Source organism: Nannocystis pusilla (genome assembly GCF_020073745.1).
Taxonomy (GTDB): domain Bacteria; phylum Myxococcota_A; class Polyangia; order Nannocystales; family Nannocystaceae; genus Nannocystis; species Nannocystis radixulma.
In genome coordinates, this window is sequence record NZ_JAIRAU010000001.1 from 1,452,418 (window position 1) to 1,467,508 (window position 15,091).

The window sequence follows — 15,091 nt, forward strand, 5'->3', positions numbered from 1 at the left end:
AGGACATGGTGGAAGAGACAGACGGGCACGCCTCGCGGGTGCCCGCCGTCGTCCCGTCACGGGCGCGGGACGTGCTCGCTCGCGGCGCGGTGGAACGGGTTGGCTCGGCCGGAGGTGTCGCGGTCGGTCTGCCAGCGCGGCTCCCAGCGGACGATGCAGCGGGCGGCGTGCTCGCCGGGGAACAGCGCGGCGAAGCGGTCGCGGTAGAGGTAGGCCTCGGCGGTGGTGGGGGTGGCGTACGGGAAGCGCTCGGCGGCGCGCGCCAGCTCGCGCGGGGACACGACGCGCTCGGCGTGGGCGCGCAGGGCCTCGACCCAGCCGTAGCCGACGCCGTCGGAGAACTGCTCCTTCTGCCGCCACAGCACCGAGGCCGGGAGGACCGGGTCGGCGTCGTCGGCGAAGGCGTTGCGCAGGAGCCACTTCTCGACCCGCGCCTCGCCGCCGCGGCCGGCGCCGCGCGGCTGCTTGAGCTCGGGGGGCAGCGACATCGCCAGGTCGAGGAACGCGCGGTCGAGGAAGGGGACGCGCGCCTCGACGGCGTGGGCCATCGTGCTCTTGTCGGCGCGCAGGACGTCGCTGAGGTGGAGGTTGGCGACGCGCGCGACGGTCTCGCGCCGCAGCTCCTCGGGATCTTCGGCGTAATAGAAATAGAGATAGCCGCCGAAGATCTCGTCGGAGCCCTCGCCCGATAGCACGACCTTGACGCCCTGGTCGCGGATATAGCGGCTCAGGAAATACATCGGGATGCTGGCGCGGATCGTCGGGATATCATAGGACTCGACGTGGCGGATGATGTCGTCGAGCGCGGCGATCCCGTCCTCGACGCGGAACGACACCTCGTGGTGGGTGGTGCCGAGGAACTGCGCGACCTCCCGCGCCGCGCGCAGGTCGGGCGAGTCGTCGGCGACGCCGATGGCGAAGCTGTGGATCTGCGCCGCGGGGTCGCGCGCGCGCATCAGCCGGGTCGCGAGCGCGGAGATCAGGCTCGAGTCGAGGCCGCCCGACAGGAGCAGCCCGAGCGGGACGTCGCTCATCAGCCGCTTCTCGACCGCGTCGGTCAGCCGCTGGCGCAGCGCCGCCGGCTCGCCGGGCTCGACGGGCTCGCCGCTGAGCCACGGCGGCGCGTACCAGCGGCGCAGTCCGCCGCGCCGGGTCATGAGGTGGCCCGGCGGGAACACCTCGAACGAGACGCAATTGTCGATCAGGGCCTTGAGCTCCGAGGCGAACCACAGGTTGCCGGCGCGATCGCGGCCGTAGTAGAGCGGCTTGATGCCGATCGGGTCGCGCGCGACCAGCCAGTCGTCGCCGTGGACGGCGGCGAAGGCGAAGATGCCGTCGAGGGCCGGGACGAGCGCCGCGCCGCGCTCCTCGTAGAGGTGGGCCAGGACCTCGCTGTCCGAGCCGCTGACGCAGTGACGACCGGCGGCGGCGAGCTCCTGGGCGAGCGCGCGGAAGTTGTAGATCTCGCCGTTGTGGACGACCGCGGCGCCGTCGCGCCCGCGGATCGGTTGCTTGCCCTCGGCCGGGTCCATGATCGCCAGGCGCCGGTGGCACAGGACCGCGCTGCCGAGGCGCATCCACAGGCCGCTGCCGTCGGGGCCCCGGTGGGTCAAAAGGCCGGAGGCCGACTCGGCGGCGGCCGCGACGTTGCCATCGATGTCACCGAACACTGCAATGATTCCGCACATGGTTCACCTCCGCTGCAGGTCACGCAGCGGGCGCTGGAAGAAGAATTCGGGCTCGCCGCCGGCGGGGCGCAGCTCGTCGAGCCAGGCCGCGCGCTCGTCGTATTCGGCGAGGAAGGTGCGCCCGACCCACGCCGGGTCGCGCCCCTGCAGCATCCGCAGCGAGAAGCACTGCTTGCCGCCCACCTCGAGCACGCCGTCGACGACGACCTTGCCGGGCGTGGCGGACATCGAGGGCCCGCGGGCGGTGCGGCACAGGCCGGACACCTGGCGCTGCGCGTCGCCGTAGATGGCCAGCGCCCGCGCGAGCGGGACCTTGAAGTACTCCTTGGGCCCGGTGTCGCGCTCGACGAACATGTAATAGGGCACCGCGCCGAGCCGCACCTGCGCCCGCCACAGGTCGGCCCACACCTGCGCGTCGTCGTTGACCCGGCGGATCAGCGGGGCCTGGCAGCGGACGACCGCGCCCGTCGAGCGCACGCGCCGGACCGCGGAGGCGGCGGCGGTGGTCGCGAACTCGCGCGGGTGCGACGCGTGGGCCATCAGCGCCAGCTGCATCCCGTGCTCCGTCACCTCGTCGAACAGCCGCAGCAGATCGTCGGCGTCGGGGTCGGTGGTGAAGCGATACGGCCAGTAGGCCAGCGCCTTGGTGCCGATGCGGATGTTGGTGAGCCCGGGCAGCCGGGCCGCGAGCAGCGGCTCGATGGTGCGGCGCAGGGCCGCGGTGCGCATCACCAGCGGGTCGCCGCCGGTGATCAGCACGTCGGTCACCTCCGGGTGCCGCCGCAGGTACTCGACCAATTGCTCGGACTCGCGGGCGGCGAACTTGAGATCGTCGAGGCCGACGAATTGCGGCCAGCGGAAGCAATAGGTGCAGTACGCGTGGCACGTCTGCCCCTGGGCCGGGAAGAACAGCACCGTCTCGCGGTACTTGTGCTGCATGCCGCGCACGGCCTGGCCGCCGAGGGTCGGCACGTTGAGCGTGACCTGCCCGGCGGGGTGCGGGTTGAGGCCGCGCTGGATCCGCCGCACCGCCGCCTCGAGCTCGTTGGCCGGCGCCGCGACGCGCAGCAGATCGGTGACGATCTGCAGATCGGCGGAGTCGAGCATGTCGGGCTGGGGGAACGTCAATTGATAGATCGGGTCGTCGGGGACCCGCGACCAATCGATGAGCTCCTCGAGGACGTAGCGATTGACGCGGAATGGCAGGACCCGCGCTACCGCACAGAGCTGCAGGCGAATCTCGGCGGGGAGCGCGGCGATCTGCGGGATCGTCTCGAGATCTCGCAATGTGATCGGTGAGTACGTGGACCGTGGCGGCGTGGAATCAAGCACGAGACCTCGAGCACGCGTGCCTCGACGCGTGTCGGTTGCTTGAGCAAGCGATGTGCCAAGCGCCACAGCGGGGCCGCCGCGGGCCGGAGCGGGCTGGAAGACCCAGTGTCGAGCGGCCCGGGGTTCCGGCGACGCGGGCGCACCGCACCGGCAGGGAAAAATTCCCGGCACCCCGACAAGATGCCCGGCCCCATCGCGGTCGCCGCCGCCGCGACGGGATTTCACATTTGGCGCGGAGCGTGCTTGTCTAGGCCGCGCATGACCGCGTCCTTCCCTCGCTTCAAGCGCTGGCGCACGGGGTTGCTGGCGATGGCGATGGTGTTGGCGATCGGCGTCATCGCCGCGCTGGGCGTGATCGACGAGCGCTCGCTGGTGTGGACGACCCGCATCGAGAGCTCTCGCGAGCCGCGCGTCATCGCGGAGGTGCTGGCGGCGGAGTTCAGGGCGGGCCTGTCGGCCTTCGGGGGCGAGGAGCCCGCCGGCGCAGCCCGCGTGGAGGGCGGGACGTGGCACTTCGCGGACACGTCGCTGGTGATCGAGCCGCGGGTGCTCCTCCACGAGGACGCGATCGCCAACGACGCCGATCACACGCTGCTGGTGTGGACCAGCGCCACCGGGGACCTGCGGACGATCGACGGTGAGCCCGTCGACATCCCGAGCGTGATCCATGCGGCGGCGGCCGGTGAGACGAGCGCGTGGTTGACCCCGAGCGAGGCGTCTCGACTCGGGCTGCCCGAAGAAGTGGCGGTCGCGGGGCTGTCGCGCGTCGAGGACCCACGCTTCGGCGCGTGGATCTTCGCCGTGGTCAGCTCGAGCGAACGTCAGCGCGCCCGTGAGTCTCGCCGCTACGCCCGCACGATCGTCATGGTCGGCCTCGCCAGCCTCGTGGTCCTCGGCTTCGGCCTGGTCCTCCTGCGCACCCAGCGGCAGGAGCGAGCCTTCGAGCGCATGCTCGCCCGCGAGTCGCTGCGGGTCCAGCAGGAAGTCCAGCTGGCGCGCGAGGGGCGAGCGGCGACGATGTTGACGTTCGCCGCCGGCATCGCCCACGAGCTGTCGACGCCGCTCGGGGTGATCGCTATGCGCGCCGAGCAGCTCGAGAACAACGCGGAGGACGACCGCGCCCGCCGGGGCGCGAGGGCGATCACCGAGCAGGTGGCGAAGATCCGGGAGAACGCGCGCGGCTTCCTGGCGATCGCCCGCGGCGCCGCGCCGCTGCGCGAGCGGTTCCCCGCGGGGGACGTGCTGCGCAGCGTGGTCGCCCGCGTCGGGCATCGCTTCGACCGCGCCGGCGTGACGCTCCGCGTCGTCGCGCGGCCCGACCTGCCGTGGATCTACGGCGACGCGCGGCTGCTCGAGCACGCGCTGACGAACCTGCTGATCAACGCGTGCGACGCGTCGCCGGAGCGCGGGGTGGTCGAGCTGAGCGCGGAGCTCGACGACAAGATGTTGACGTTCGCGGTCCGCGACCGCGGCGCGGGCATCGACCCCGCGGTGCGCGCCCGGATCCAGCCGTTCTTCAGCACCAAGGCGGAGGGCACGGGCCTCGGGCTGGCGATCGCCAGCGAGGTCATGCGCATGCACCGGGGTGAACTCAAGCTCGAGGAGCGCCCCGGCGGCGGAACGAACGCCGTGTTACGCTTGCCGGCCGAATCGATGTCCGACGATGCTGTCGCCCACGAAGCACAAGACGCGCATCCTGTTGGTTGACGACGACCTCGACATGCTCGAGGCGCTGACCGACGGCCTGAACGAGAAGGGCTTCGAGGTCGCGGCGGCGCGCTCCGCCGAGGCGGCGCTGGTGCGCCTCGCGGAGGCGAACTTCGACGTCATGGTGACCGACCTGCGCATGACCGGGGCCGACGGGCTGACGCTGCTGGCCCAGGCGCGCGCGCTCAACCCCCAGCTGCCGGTCATCGTGATGACGGCCTACAGCGCGCTCGACACGGCGATCGAGGCGGTGCGCCGCGGGGCGTTCCACTACCTGGCCAAGCCGTTCCGCGTCGACGAGCTGCTGATCTTCATCCGCCGCGCGTTCGAGGACGCGCAGCTGCGGCGCGAGGCCGAGGTGCTGCGCCACGCGCTGCGCGTCCAGCCGGGCCCGCCCGGGCTGCTCGGCGCCAGCGCGGCGATGCAGGAGCTGTTCCGCATCATCGACCGCGTCGCCGGCACGTCGGCGCCGGTCCTCATCACCGGCGAGACCGGGACCGGCAAGACGCTGGTCGCGTCGACGATCCACCAGCGCAGCGGCCGGGCGTCGGCGCCGCTGGTGGCCCTGAACTGCGCGGCCCTGCCCGAGAGCCTGCTGGAGAGCGAGCTGTTCGGCCACGTGCGCGGGGCCTTCAGCGGCGCGACCTCCAGCTCGGCCGGCCTGTTCTCCGCGGCCGACGGCGGCAGCATCCTGCTCGACGAGATCGGCGAGATGGCGATGCCGCTGCAGGCCAAGCTGCTGCACGTCATCGAGCGCGGGGCGGTGCGGCCGATCGGCGGCACGAAGGAGCGGCCGATCGACGTCAGGATCCTCGCGGCCACCAACCGCGACCTCGAGCAGGCCGTCCGCGAGGGCCGGTTCCGCGAGGACCTGCTCTACCGCCTCAACCTGGTGGTCCTCGAGCTGCCGCCGCTGCGCGAGCGCAACGCCGACCTGCCCGAGTTCATCGATCACTTCCTCGCCAAGGCCCGGGCCCGCTACCCCGACAGCCCCGTCCGCAACTTCTCGCGCGCGGCGCTCGAGCGGCTGCTCGCGCACCCGTGGCCGGGCAACGTCCGCGAGCTGTCCCACACGATCGAGCGGCTGGTGCTGCTCGGGCACGGGGCGGTGATCGAGCTCGACGACCTGCCGCGCAACTTTCACGCGCCCCCGGACTCGCCCCCGGCCTTCGACGCGATCCTGCCGATGCGCGAGATGCAGCGCCGGTACGCGGCGTGGGTGCTCGAGCAGGTCGATGGCATCCGCGCGCACGCGGCCAGGCGCCTCGGGATCGACGTGAAGACCCTGGGTCGCCTGCTCGGGACGGCCGAGCCGGCCGACGTCGAGGCGAAGGAATCATAGGAACGGGCGGGCACCGGCGAATCGTCGATGCGGGCGGAGAGCGGCGGGCGCTGCGGACAGGGGTGCGGTGATTCGCGCCGGCGGCGGTGAATCGCCGGAGGGCGAACTGCTATGATTCGCTGGTCGCGCGGGCCGCGGACGAATCGGCGTAGCGCTCGGCGGACAGGACCGGGCGGGGTTCGCCGGTGAGCACGCCGAGGAGCTCGTCCCACAGGCGTTCGGTGGGGCCGGGGCGGAACGGGCCGAAGTGGCCGACGCGGCGCAGGCCGAGGTCGGCGGGGGCGATCACGCGGTGCGTCGAGCTGGCGTGGGTGTACCAGCCGCGGAGGGCCGCGGCGGCGCGCGCGGGGGCGTAGGAGTCGTCGGTGAAGTCGTAGAACCACATCGGCGCGGTGATGCGGTGGAAGAAGGTCGACTCGGTGCCGAGGGCGCCGCGGGCGTAATCGGGGGTGCCGCACCACTGGGCCCACTGGCGGACGACGCCGACCGGGAGGTCCTCGCCGAGGCCGAGGCGGCCGGGGACGTAGCCGAACAGGGTGGCGATCACGTTGGTGGCGAGGCCGAGGCGGACCTTGAACGACTGGCGCTGGCCGCTCGGGTACAGCGACATGTCGCCCGAGCCGGCGGCGACGACGAGCACGCCGGCCAGGTCGAGGCCGCGCGCGGTGAGGCCGAAGGCCTGGCCGCCGAAGCTGTGGCCGAGACCCCAGACCGGGACGTCCGGAAAGCGCTCGCGCGCGCCGTCGATCGCCGCGGCGGCGTCGAGGCGGGCCCAGTCGAGCAGCGTGGCCGGGTCCTTGCGCAGCGGGACCGACCGCGAGCCGCCGACGCCGCGGTAGTCGAAGGTCAGGACGGCGATGTCGCGCTCGGCCAGCCAGGAGGCCAGCGGGGCGTAGTAGCGGCGCGGGACGCCGAGCGCCCCGAGCACCACGAGGACCGCCTGCGGCGCCTCCCGCGGGGCGTGCAGCGTGGCGGTCAGGGGGCGCCCGTCGAGCGCCTTGAGGGTGAAGTCTTCCGACGGCATGGATACCTCCCGGGTCCCTCGAACCGTACGGGCTCGCAGTGGCTGCGCCAACGCAGTATGATGCAGTCTCCAACTGCATCCATGCAGCATCACCTCGACTGGCGCGACCTCCGGATCGCCCTCGCGCTCGCGCGGCACGTCTCGCTGAACGAAGCGGGTCGGGCCCTGCGGCTCGACCCGACCACGATCAGCCGCCGGATCTCCGCGCTCGAGGCGACCACCGGGACGGCCCTGTTCGTGCGCGACGCCGAGGGCTGGCGGCTGACCGAGGCGGGGCGGCGGGTGGTCGACGCGGCCGGGCGCATGGCCACCGAGGTGCGCGAGCTCGCGCGCGACCTCGAGGCCGCGTCCGAGCGGGCCGTCGGCACGGTGCGGCTGACGACGCTCGACTACATCGCCGCGTCGTTCCTGGCGCCGCGCCTGCCGCTGCTGCGCGCGCGTCATCCGGAGCTGGTGCTCGACCTGCGCTGCACCGAGCAGGTGCTCGACCTGGTGGCCGGGCAGGCCGACGTGGCGCTGCGGGTGCTGCGGCCGACCGAGGCCGGGGTGCGGGTGCGGCGGCTGGCGCAGGTGTCGCTCGGGCTGTTCGGGCTGCGCAGCTACGTCGAGCATCACGGGCTCGACCCGCTGCCGCCGGCGGCCGAGGCCGAGCTGGTGATCCTCGGGCCGCCCGACAGCCGGCTGCCGGAGATGCGGTGGATGCGGGCCCTGGTGCCCCGCGGCCGCGTGGCGGCTGCCACCAACGACGTGCCGACGTCGTACTCGCTGGTGCGCGCGGGGGTCGGGCTCGGGGTGATGACGCTGGCCGCCGCGGAGGGCCACCCGGAGCTGGTCCGCCTCGACCGCGACGCGCCGCCGCTCGAGCGCGCGCTGTGGCGCGTGGTGCCGGAGGCGCTGGCCGACGCGCCGAAGATCCGCGCGGTGGTCGACTGGATCGACGAGGTCGCCGAAGACGTCGGCGTCGGGTCGTGACAATCTTCTTGGGGCATGTCCTGAGAGACATGCTTCATAAAGCATGTTCTTTGGGAAATCATAGCAGCGCGCGCAGGGCGTCGAGGTGATCGGCGTCGGCGGGCGACTTGTCGCGGCGCCAGCGGAGGATCCGCGGGAAGCGGACGGCGACGCCGGACTTGTGGCGGCGCGAGCGGGCGATGCCCTCGAAGCCGATCTCGAACACCAGCTCGGGGGTGACGGCGCGGACCGGGCCGAAGCGCTCGAGGGTGTGGCCGCGGACGAAGCGGTCGACCTCGGCCAGCTCGGCGTCGGTGAGGCCGGAGTAGGCCTTGCAGAACGGGACCAGGGCGCCGTCCTCCCACACGGCGAAGGTGTAGTCGGTGAACAAACTGGCGCGCCGGCCGGAGCCGCTCTGGGCGTAGACCAGCACGGCGTCGACGGCGAGCGGGTCGAGCTTCCACTTCCACCAGTCGCCGCGTACGCGGCCGACGCCGTAGGGGGCGGCCTTGCGCTTGAGCATGAGGCCCTCGACGTTGCGGGCGCGGCTGTCCGCGCGCAGGGCGGCGAGCTCGTCCCAGCCGGCGGCCGCGACGATCGGCGACAGGCGCAGGGCGTCGCCGGCGAGCGGGGTGACGAGCTGCTCGAGCAGGCGGCGGCGCTCGCCGAGCGGGCGCTCGCGAATGTCACGACCGCCGTGCTCGAGCAGGTCGAAGGCGAGGAAGCCGGCGGGCACCTCGGCGAGGATCGTGCGGGTCAGGTTCTTGCGGCCGATCCGCCGCTGCAGCTCGGCGAACGGCAAGATCTGGTCGCCGCGCCAGGGCAGGAGCTCGCCGTCGAGGACTGTCCCTTCGGGCAGGCGGCCCGCGACCGGGGCGAGCTCGGGGAAGCGCTCGCCGATCAGCTCCTCGCCGCGCGACCACACGAACAGCTGGCCGCCGCGGCGGACGATCTGGGCGCGGATCCCGTCCCACTTCCACTCGGCCTGCCAGGCGTCGCGCGGGCCGAGCTCGGCGGGCTCCGTGTCGAGCGGGTGGGCGAGCAGGAACGGGTAGGGCCGCGAGGCGGCGGGCTCGGACGACTCGGCGGCGACGAGGCCGCGAAACTGCGCGGCCGAGGGCTGCCAGGCGCCCATGAGGCGGTGGGCGACGGTGGCGGGGGCGATGTCGCCGAGCTCGGCGAGCGCGGCGATCACGAGCCGCTGCGACACGCCGACCCGGAAGGCGCCGGTGATCAACTTGTGAAACACGAGCCGCTCGCCGCGCTCGAGCTCGTCCCAGAATTCGCGGAGGGCGGCCCGCTGCGCGGCCTCGTCGAGGCCGGCGAGCGGGAGCAGGCGCTCCTCGACCCACCGGTGCAGCGGCAGGGTGGTGGTGCGCGTCGGCGGCGGGAGCAGCAGCGCCGCGGTCTCGGCGAGGTCGCCGACGGCCTCGTGACACTCGTCGAACAGCCACTCCGACACGCCCGCGGCGTCGCCGACCCACGCGCGCAGCTTGCGGGTGCCGACGACCTGCCGCGGCTTGCGGCCGATCAGGAAGTAGACCGCCCAGGCGGCGTCCTCGGGCGCGGCCGCGGCGAGGTAGGCGCGGATCGCCGCGACTTTCTCTCCCGTGCGGGTGGTCTCGTCGAGCGCGGCGTACAGGGCGGCGAACGACCTCATCGCCGGCCTCGCTCGTCGGCTGGCGATTCGAGCATGTCCTGAAGGTCATCTGATTCGCGGGTGTCGTCCGCATCGGGAGCGGCGTCGTCTGGCGATTCGGACATGTCCGGGTGGACATCTTCCTCGCCGCCGGCCTCGCCGAGGAAGCGGGTGGCGAGCGGCTGGGCGTCGAGGCCCTGCTCTCGCAGGTGGCGGGCCAGCGCCTGGGCGTAGCCGTGGGTCAGCAGGACCCGCTCGGCGCCGCTGCCGGCGATCGCGGCGAGCAGCTCGGGCCAGTCGGCGTGGTCGGACAGGGCGAAGCCGCGGTCGACGACGCGGCGGCGACGGGTGCCGCGGATCTGCATCCACCCGGAGGCGAAGCCGCGGACCGGTCGCTTGAACCGGCGGGTCCACGGGGTGTTCTGCGCCGAGGGCGGGGCGAGGATCAGCGCGCGCTCGAACGCGGCGGCGCGGGCGGCGTCGAGGACGGGCGGGGCGGGCGGCAGCGGCACGCCGGCGGCCCGGTAGACGGCGTTGCAGCGCTCGACGGCGCCGTGGACGTAGATCGGGCCGCGCTCGGGGTCGAGGCCGGCGAGCAGGCGCTGGGCCTTGCCGAGCGCGTAACACAGGAGCAACGAGGTGCGGCCGGCCTGCTGGTTGGCCTGCCACCAGGCGGTGATGTCCTGCATGGTCGCGGCCGGCGGGGCCCAGCGGAAGATCGGCAGGCCGAAGGTCGATTCGCTGATCAGGCAGTGACAGCGCACCGACTCGAACGGGGCGCAGGTCGGGTCGGGGCTGAGCTTGTAATCGCCGGACACGAGCCAGACCTCGCCGCGGTGCTCGAGCCGGACCTGCGCCGAACCGAGGATGTGCCCGGCCGGATGCAACGAGACGCCGACGCCGTGGTGGACGATCGGCTGACCGTAGGCGAGCGGCTGGATGTCGGCGCCCTCGCCGACGCGCAGGGCCAGCAGCTCACGTCCGGGCGCGGTCGTGAGGTAGTGGGCGCATTCGGGGACGGCGTGGTCGGAGTGCGCGTGGGTGACGACGGCCCGGTCGACCGGTTGCCAGGGGTCGATGTAAAAATCGCCGGCGGCGCAGTAGAGGCCGCGCTCGGTGCTTTTAATGAGGGGGTCGCGCATCGCGGCGCGGTGGAGCGTAGCGAGGGCCGGCTTGGAGGCGCGGCGGCGAGGGGCTCAGGCGGCGAGGGCGGGTGAATTCGCGCGGCGGGGAGGTCGCGCGGGAAACGGCGGCGAACGCGTGGCGGGCTCGAGCGTGGGAGGCGGGGCTCCGGCGGTCTGAATGAGCATTCGCCATTCGAGATGGGACGGCGAGCGCGAACGAGGCGGCCACGGATTCGGTATGCGCCGTGGTGTTCAAGATGTTTGAAAGGACATGTCTATTGAAGGGCGCGCCGAGGGTGATATGTCCGAATGGTCATGTCACCCGAGACGCGCCTCGATTTTGGATGTCCGAGAGGTCGCATCACCGGAGGGGGGGGCGCTCCGATGAGATGTCCGAACGGACATGTCTCCGGGAGGAGCGCTGTTCCTGGGGATGAGATCGGGGCATCAGGGCGTGGGCGGGGTGGTGGCGTCGGCCGGGGTCTCGCCGGGTGGGGTCTCGCTGGGCGGGGTCTCGCTGGCCTCGCCTTCGGGAGCAGCAGGGCAGGGGGCGAACTCGCAGTTGGGGCCGGTGCGGCCGACGGCGCTGCCGTCGGGGCAGATCTTGGCGTCCATGGTGCACGCCCTGGGTTCGTCGGCGGGCGGTGGGTTCGACTTGCCGGCGCAGGCGGACACGAGGCAGGCGACGAGGAGGGCGAGGACGGATTTTGTCGGCATGGGCCGCCAGGATGATCGGCGTCGCGGCGGTGCGGTAGTCGTTTGTCGTGAGCGGCGTTGGGTCGGGGAAATGGGCGGTCGGGCGACGACGATCGGCGGATCGCGGACGACGCGCGCAATTGGCACGAGCGCGAGTCCGCTTCACGGCGCGCCGTGACGGCCGCGCCGGGCGGCGTCGCAGCGGGCGAGCAGGGTCGCGTCCTCGAGGGCGTGGGCGATCGTGCGGGCGCGGGCGAGGGCGTCCTGGGCCTCGGGGCTGCCGGGCGTGGTGACGCGGACGACCATGAGCAGGGCCATGGCGCGCAGGCGGACGTGGCCGGCGTCGCCGGCGTGGCGGGCTGCGAGGCGGGCGTGGTCGAGGGCGGCGGCGAGGTCACCGTGGCGGAAGCGGCCGTAGGCGAGGCCGTTGGCGCGGCGGCTGCGGGCGAAGGGGTGCGTGCCCGGGGTGTCGGGGAGGGCGGCGTGCAGGGCCTCGGCCTGGTCGATGGCGCCGGCGTGGTTGAGGGCGTGGCTGACCTGGCCGACGTAGCGGGCGCGCAGGCAGTCGGCGTCGGGGCCGCCGAGGGCCTGCAACAGCTCGGGGACCTCGGCGAGGGCCGCGGACACGGCGGTCGGGCGCGCGGGGCTGTCGAGCAGCGACTCGCCGAGGGCGAGCTCGATCTGCGCGGCCGGGTCGCCGGGCGCCAGCGTGCGCGCGGTGGCGAGGTGCGTGGCGGCCTCGTCGGGCTGGCGCGCGCGCAGGGCCAAAGTGGCGCGCGCGAGCGACAGCCACAGTCGCCCGGGACGGCTCTCGCTGGTCGGCGGCCGGTCCCACAGCTGGACCAGGTCGGTGCACAGCGGGACCGGCAGGTCGACGAAGCGCGAGTGATAGCTGCCCATGAAGCGCAGGCGGGCGTCGACGCTGGCCGGCAGGCCGAACGTGCGGAGCAGCCTGTCACCCCACTTGCCGCCGGGAAGGCTACCTCGTGTCCGTAGCCGGCGCAGGGCGCGGGTGATGCTGTCGACGTCGTCGCGCCAGCCGTGGAGGGCGGCCAGGCGCTCGCTGACGGCCGCGAGCGAGCCGTGCTCGGCGACCAGGCCGTCGAGGTAGACGGCCCACGTCGGTTGTCCGGAATTTTGTCCTCGCGCGGCCACGAGGTCGCCTTTATACCCGGACGCGGCGCGGCGACGGAGTCCGGCGCGCGTCCTGGGAGCTCATCGTGTGTGCGCGCCGGTAAACGGCGGCGCGCGGGGGCGGCGTCGTCCAGGTGCGGCGGCTGCCCCCGGGGAAAGGGTGTCATGAATTCCACGCTCATCATCGGCGACATTCACGGCTGTCACAGCGAGCTGCTCGACCTGCTCGAGCGCGCGGGGATCGGCGACGACGACCTCGTGGTCAGCGTCGGCGACCTCGTCGACGGCGGGCCCGATCCGGGCGCGGTGGTCGAGCTGTTCCGCGCCCGGCCCAACTCGCTGGCGCTGTGCGGCAACCACGAGCGCAAGCACGTCCGCGGGGTGCTGTCGTACTCGCAGCAGGTGACGCGGCTGCAGCTCGGCGAGCGCTACGACGACGACGTGCGCTGGATGGCGACGCTGCCGTACCACTGGGAGCGCGACGACGTGCGCGTGGTCCACTGGGGCCTCTACCCCGGGGTGCCGCTCGACGAGGTGCCGGAGGACGTGCGCGCGGGCACGACGTCGGGCGACGCGCGGCTGCGCGAGCGCTACGGCGAGCGGCCCTGGTACGAGTTCTACGAGGACGACAAGCCGGTGGTGTTCGGCCACTCGGTGGTCGGCGCGGAGCCGCTGGTGCTGCGCGACCGGATCTTCGGCCTCGACACCGGGGTGTGCCACGGGATGCGGCTGACGGGCCTGCTCTTGCCGCAATTCCGCATCGTCTCGGTGCCGGCGCGCGCCGACCACTGGGAGCGGGTGCGGGCCGAGTGGCAGGCGCCGGTGCTGCGCACGCTGCCGTGGTCGACGATGACGTTCGAGCAGATCGAGAAGAAGATCCGCTCGCTCCGCGACCCCGAGCTCGACGGCGCGGTGCTCGACCGCGTCAACGCGTGGGTCGGGACGCTGCGCGGGGCGCTGCCGCGGCTGCGCGAGCGCCTCGACGGCGAGGTGACGCGGATCGCCGAGACGGCCGGGGAGGAGTTCGGACGCGTCGCGGCGGCGCACCCCGCGGGGTCGTGGCTGATCCGCCGGCGCGCCGGCAAGCTGTCGCCGGAGCACCTCAACTGCTCGTCGCCGCAGCAGCTGCTGGCGCTGGCGGCGGCGCTCGGCGAGGCGCTGCCGGCCGACCCGGTGTGACGCGCGACGGGGTATGGCCTTCGGGACACATGATGTGTCCCGAGGGGCATGTCTTCGGGTCCTGCTTTACATGTCGGAGAGGACATGTCCTTCGGCGCTAGCCGGAGACGCCGCGGGCGCGCAGGACGAGGACGCGGACGTCGCCCTGGTCGCCGAGCGGGGCGAACTTGAGGCCCTGGGCGTCACCGATGTCGGCGACGAGGTCGTCGGGCCCGAGGCGGCCGTCGGCCGGGCCGCCGCCGGGGCCGCGGTCGACGGCGAGCACGACGATGTGGTCCCACGGGCGCGGGAGGGCGGCGACGTCGATGTAGTCGAGGGCGAGGATGTCGCCGGGCTGCGGGGCGTAGTCGGCGAGGGCGTCACCGCGGGCGTGGACCACGAGCGGGCCGGTGACGCGCTGCAAAGAGCGGACGAGGCCGCCGACGCTCGAGTAGGCGAGGTCGCGGCGACCGGCGCGGCGCAGGCCGGCGACGATCAGATCGGCACAGTCGGCGCCGACGCGGCGCTCGGCCTGGCTGCGCGCGCCGACGCCGGCGCTGCCGAACACGTAGGGGACGTTGAACCAGGAGGTGAGCCAGCCGAACAGGCCGTCGCCGCTGCGCACGCTGTAGCGGAACACGTCGCCGGCGATCTCGCCGCGTGGGGTGTCGTCGGCGTCGGGGGTGGGGCGGGCGACGGCGTCGGGGCCGGTGACGGTGGCGGCCAGGCGCATGGTGCCGAGGTCGCGGTACTCGGGGAGGCGGGCGTCGGCGAGGGCGAGGTCGCTGGGCCGGGCGTCGCGCACGGTGAGCGTCCATCGGTCGTCGCCGGCAGGGACGGGGGTCTCGAAGTACTCGAGGCGGTCGTAGCCGAGCCAGGCGCCGTGCGAGGGGCCGAACACGACGGCGTTGGCGTAGATGGCGATGTCGGGGTTGGGCGGCGCGGTGGCGACGTGCTGCATGCGCGGCTCGACCCGGCGCCAGCGGACCCGGGCAGCGGGGCAGCCGGCTGTCCTCCAGGACATGTGATGGGCGGCGCCGGTGTCGGCGAAGAGCACCGGCTTGCCGTCGAGGCGGCCCGGGACGACCAGGTAGACGTCGATCGCGGTGCCGCGGAGGACGTCGACCTCGCGCGCGAGGACGTCGCTGCCGGCGGCGCGACCGAGCAGCGAGGGCGCGCCCGTCAGCTCGCAGCGGGCGGCGCGGGCGAGCTGCGGGGCGAGGAGCGCGAGGCAGGCGAGCAGCAGCGCGAGCGAGGTCGACCGCGAGGGCATGGCGGTGATCGTGAAGGTCCGCA

12 protein-coding genes are annotated in these 15,091 nt (G+C 73.5%); 4 read left to right on the forward strand and 8 right to left on the reverse strand.

What is annotated here, in order from left to right; all coding sequences use genetic code 11:
• Positions 1 to 56: 56 nt before the first annotated feature.
• Both asnB and K7C98_RS05755 read right to left on the reverse strand, forming a co-directional pair.
• Positions 57 to 1,688 carry an asparagine synthase B gene (asnB, locus tag K7C98_RS05750; RefSeq protein WP_224190518.1) on the reverse strand — a complete coding sequence of 544 codons (1,632 nt, stop codon included), beginning with the start codon at positions 1,686 to 1,688 and terminating at the stop codon, positions 57 to 59.
• Positions 1,689 to 1,691: 3 nt separating this feature from the next.
• Positions 1,692 to 2,975 carry a KamA family radical SAM protein gene (locus K7C98_RS05755; RefSeq protein WP_224190519.1) on the reverse strand — a complete coding sequence of 428 codons (1,284 nt, stop codon included), beginning with the start codon at positions 2,973 to 2,975 and terminating at the stop codon, positions 1,692 to 1,694.
• A 303-nt stretch (positions 2,976 to 3,278) separates the two neighbouring features.
• Between K7C98_RS05755 and K7C98_RS05760 the strand changes: the two genes are divergently transcribed.
• Positions 3,279 to 4,727 carry a sensor histidine kinase gene (locus K7C98_RS05760; protein WP_224190520.1) on the forward strand — a complete coding sequence of 483 codons (1,449 nt, stop codon included), beginning with the start codon at positions 3,279 to 3,281 and terminating at the stop codon, positions 4,725 to 4,727.
• Positions 4,684 to 6,069 (forward strand): sigma-54-dependent transcriptional regulator, encoded by a 1,386-nt coding sequence (locus K7C98_RS05765; protein ID WP_224190521.1) that lies wholly within the window; start codon positions 4,684 to 4,686, stop codon positions 6,067 to 6,069. Before K7C98_RS05760 ends, K7C98_RS05765 begins: the two co-directional genes overlap by 44 nt.
• Before the next feature lie 109 nt (positions 6,070 to 6,178).
• Here the strand turns inward: K7C98_RS05765 and K7C98_RS05770 are convergent, their stop codons facing one another.
• On the reverse strand, positions 6,179 to 7,093 hold the full coding sequence (locus K7C98_RS05770; RefSeq protein ID WP_224190522.1) for an alpha/beta hydrolase family protein: 915 nt from the start codon (positions 7,091 to 7,093) through the stop codon (positions 6,179 to 6,181).
• Positions 7,094 to 7,174: 81 nt separating this feature from the next.
• On the opposite strand from K7C98_RS05770, the gene K7C98_RS05775 reads away from it, so the two are divergent.
• A complete protein-coding gene (locus K7C98_RS05775) occupies positions 7,175 to 8,065 on the forward strand; it encodes a LysR family transcriptional regulator (protein WP_224190523.1) in 891 nt (296 codons plus the stop codon).
• 58 nt (positions 8,066 to 8,123) lie between these two features.
• On the opposite strand, the gene K7C98_RS05780 is transcribed toward K7C98_RS05775, so the two are convergent.
• From K7C98_RS05780 to K7C98_RS05795, 4 genes are all read right to left on the reverse strand, one after another.
• A complete protein-coding gene (locus K7C98_RS05780) occupies positions 8,124 to 9,704 on the reverse strand; it encodes an ATP-dependent DNA ligase (protein ID WP_224190524.1) in 1,581 nt (526 codons plus the stop codon).
• Complete coding sequence (locus tag K7C98_RS05785; protein WP_224190525.1) at positions 9,701 to 10,825, reverse strand: ligase-associated DNA damage response exonuclease; 1,125 nt, start codon at positions 10,823 to 10,825, stop codon at positions 9,701 to 9,703. The genes K7C98_RS05780 and K7C98_RS05785 overlap by 4 nt, the downstream gene beginning before the upstream one ends.
• A 429-nt stretch (positions 10,826 to 11,254) precedes the next feature.
• Entirely contained in the window at positions 11,255 to 11,524 is a 270-nt protein-coding gene (locus K7C98_RS05790) for a hypothetical protein (RefSeq protein WP_224190526.1), read from the reverse strand.
• 141 nt (positions 11,525 to 11,665) lie between these two features.
• On the reverse strand, positions 11,666 to 12,658 hold the full coding sequence (locus K7C98_RS05795) for a hypothetical protein (RefSeq protein WP_224190527.1): 993 nt from the start codon (positions 12,656 to 12,658) through the stop codon (positions 11,666 to 11,668).
• Positions 12,659 to 12,802: 144 nt separating this feature from the next.
• Here K7C98_RS05795 and K7C98_RS05800 point away from each other — a divergent pair, with 144 nt between their 5' ends.
• Positions 12,803 to 13,816 carry a metallophosphoesterase gene (locus K7C98_RS05800; protein ID WP_224190528.1) on the forward strand — a complete coding sequence of 338 codons (1,014 nt, stop codon included), beginning with the start codon at positions 12,803 to 12,805 and terminating at the stop codon, positions 13,814 to 13,816.
• A 97-nt stretch (positions 13,817 to 13,913) separates the two neighbouring features.
• Here K7C98_RS05800 and K7C98_RS05805 read toward each other — a convergent pair whose 3' ends face one another.
• Positions 13,914 to 15,068: a hypothetical protein gene (locus tag K7C98_RS05805; RefSeq protein WP_224190529.1), complete on the reverse strand. Its 1,155-nt coding sequence runs from the start codon at positions 15,066 to 15,068 to the stop codon at positions 13,914 to 13,916.
• Between the last annotated feature and the right edge of the window lie 23 nt (positions 15,069 to 15,091).

Bases quoted from the DNA above. Each gene is read 5' to 3' on its own strand.
- K7C98_RS05765 (WP_224190521.1), top strand. From the start codon at position 4,684: ATGCTGTCGCCCACGAAGCACAAGACGCGCATCCTGTTGGTTGACGAC.
- K7C98_RS05790 (WP_224190526.1), bottom strand. From the start codon at position 11,524: ATGCCGACAAAATCCGTCCTCGCCCTCCTCGTCGCCTGCCTCGTGTCC.
- K7C98_RS05780 (WP_224190524.1), bottom strand. From the start codon at position 9,704: ATGAGGTCGTTCGCCGCCCTGTACGCCGCGCTCGACGAGACCACCCGC.
- K7C98_RS05760 (WP_224190520.1), top strand. From the start codon at position 3,279: ATGACCGCGTCCTTCCCTCGCTTCAAGCGCTGGCGCACGGGGTTGCTG.
- K7C98_RS05800 (WP_224190528.1), top strand. From the start codon at position 12,803: ATGAATTCCACGCTCATCATCGGCGACATTCACGGCTGTCACAGCGAG.
- asnB (WP_224190518.1), bottom strand. From the start codon at position 1,688: ATGTGCGGAATCATTGCAGTGTTCGGTGACATCGATGGCAACGTCGCG.
- K7C98_RS05805 (WP_224190529.1), bottom strand. From the start codon at position 15,068: ATGCCCTCGCGGTCGACCTCGCTCGCGCTGCTGCTCGCCTGCCTCGCG.
- K7C98_RS05775 (WP_224190523.1), top strand. From the start codon at position 7,175: ATGCAGCATCACCTCGACTGGCGCGACCTCCGGATCGCCCTCGCGCTC.
- K7C98_RS05785 (WP_224190525.1), bottom strand. From the start codon at position 10,825: ATGCGCGACCCCCTCATTAAAAGCACCGAGCGCGGCCTCTACTGCGCC.
- K7C98_RS05770 (WP_224190522.1), bottom strand. From the start codon at position 7,093: ATGCCGTCGGAAGACTTCACCCTCAAGGCGCTCGACGGGCGCCCCCTG.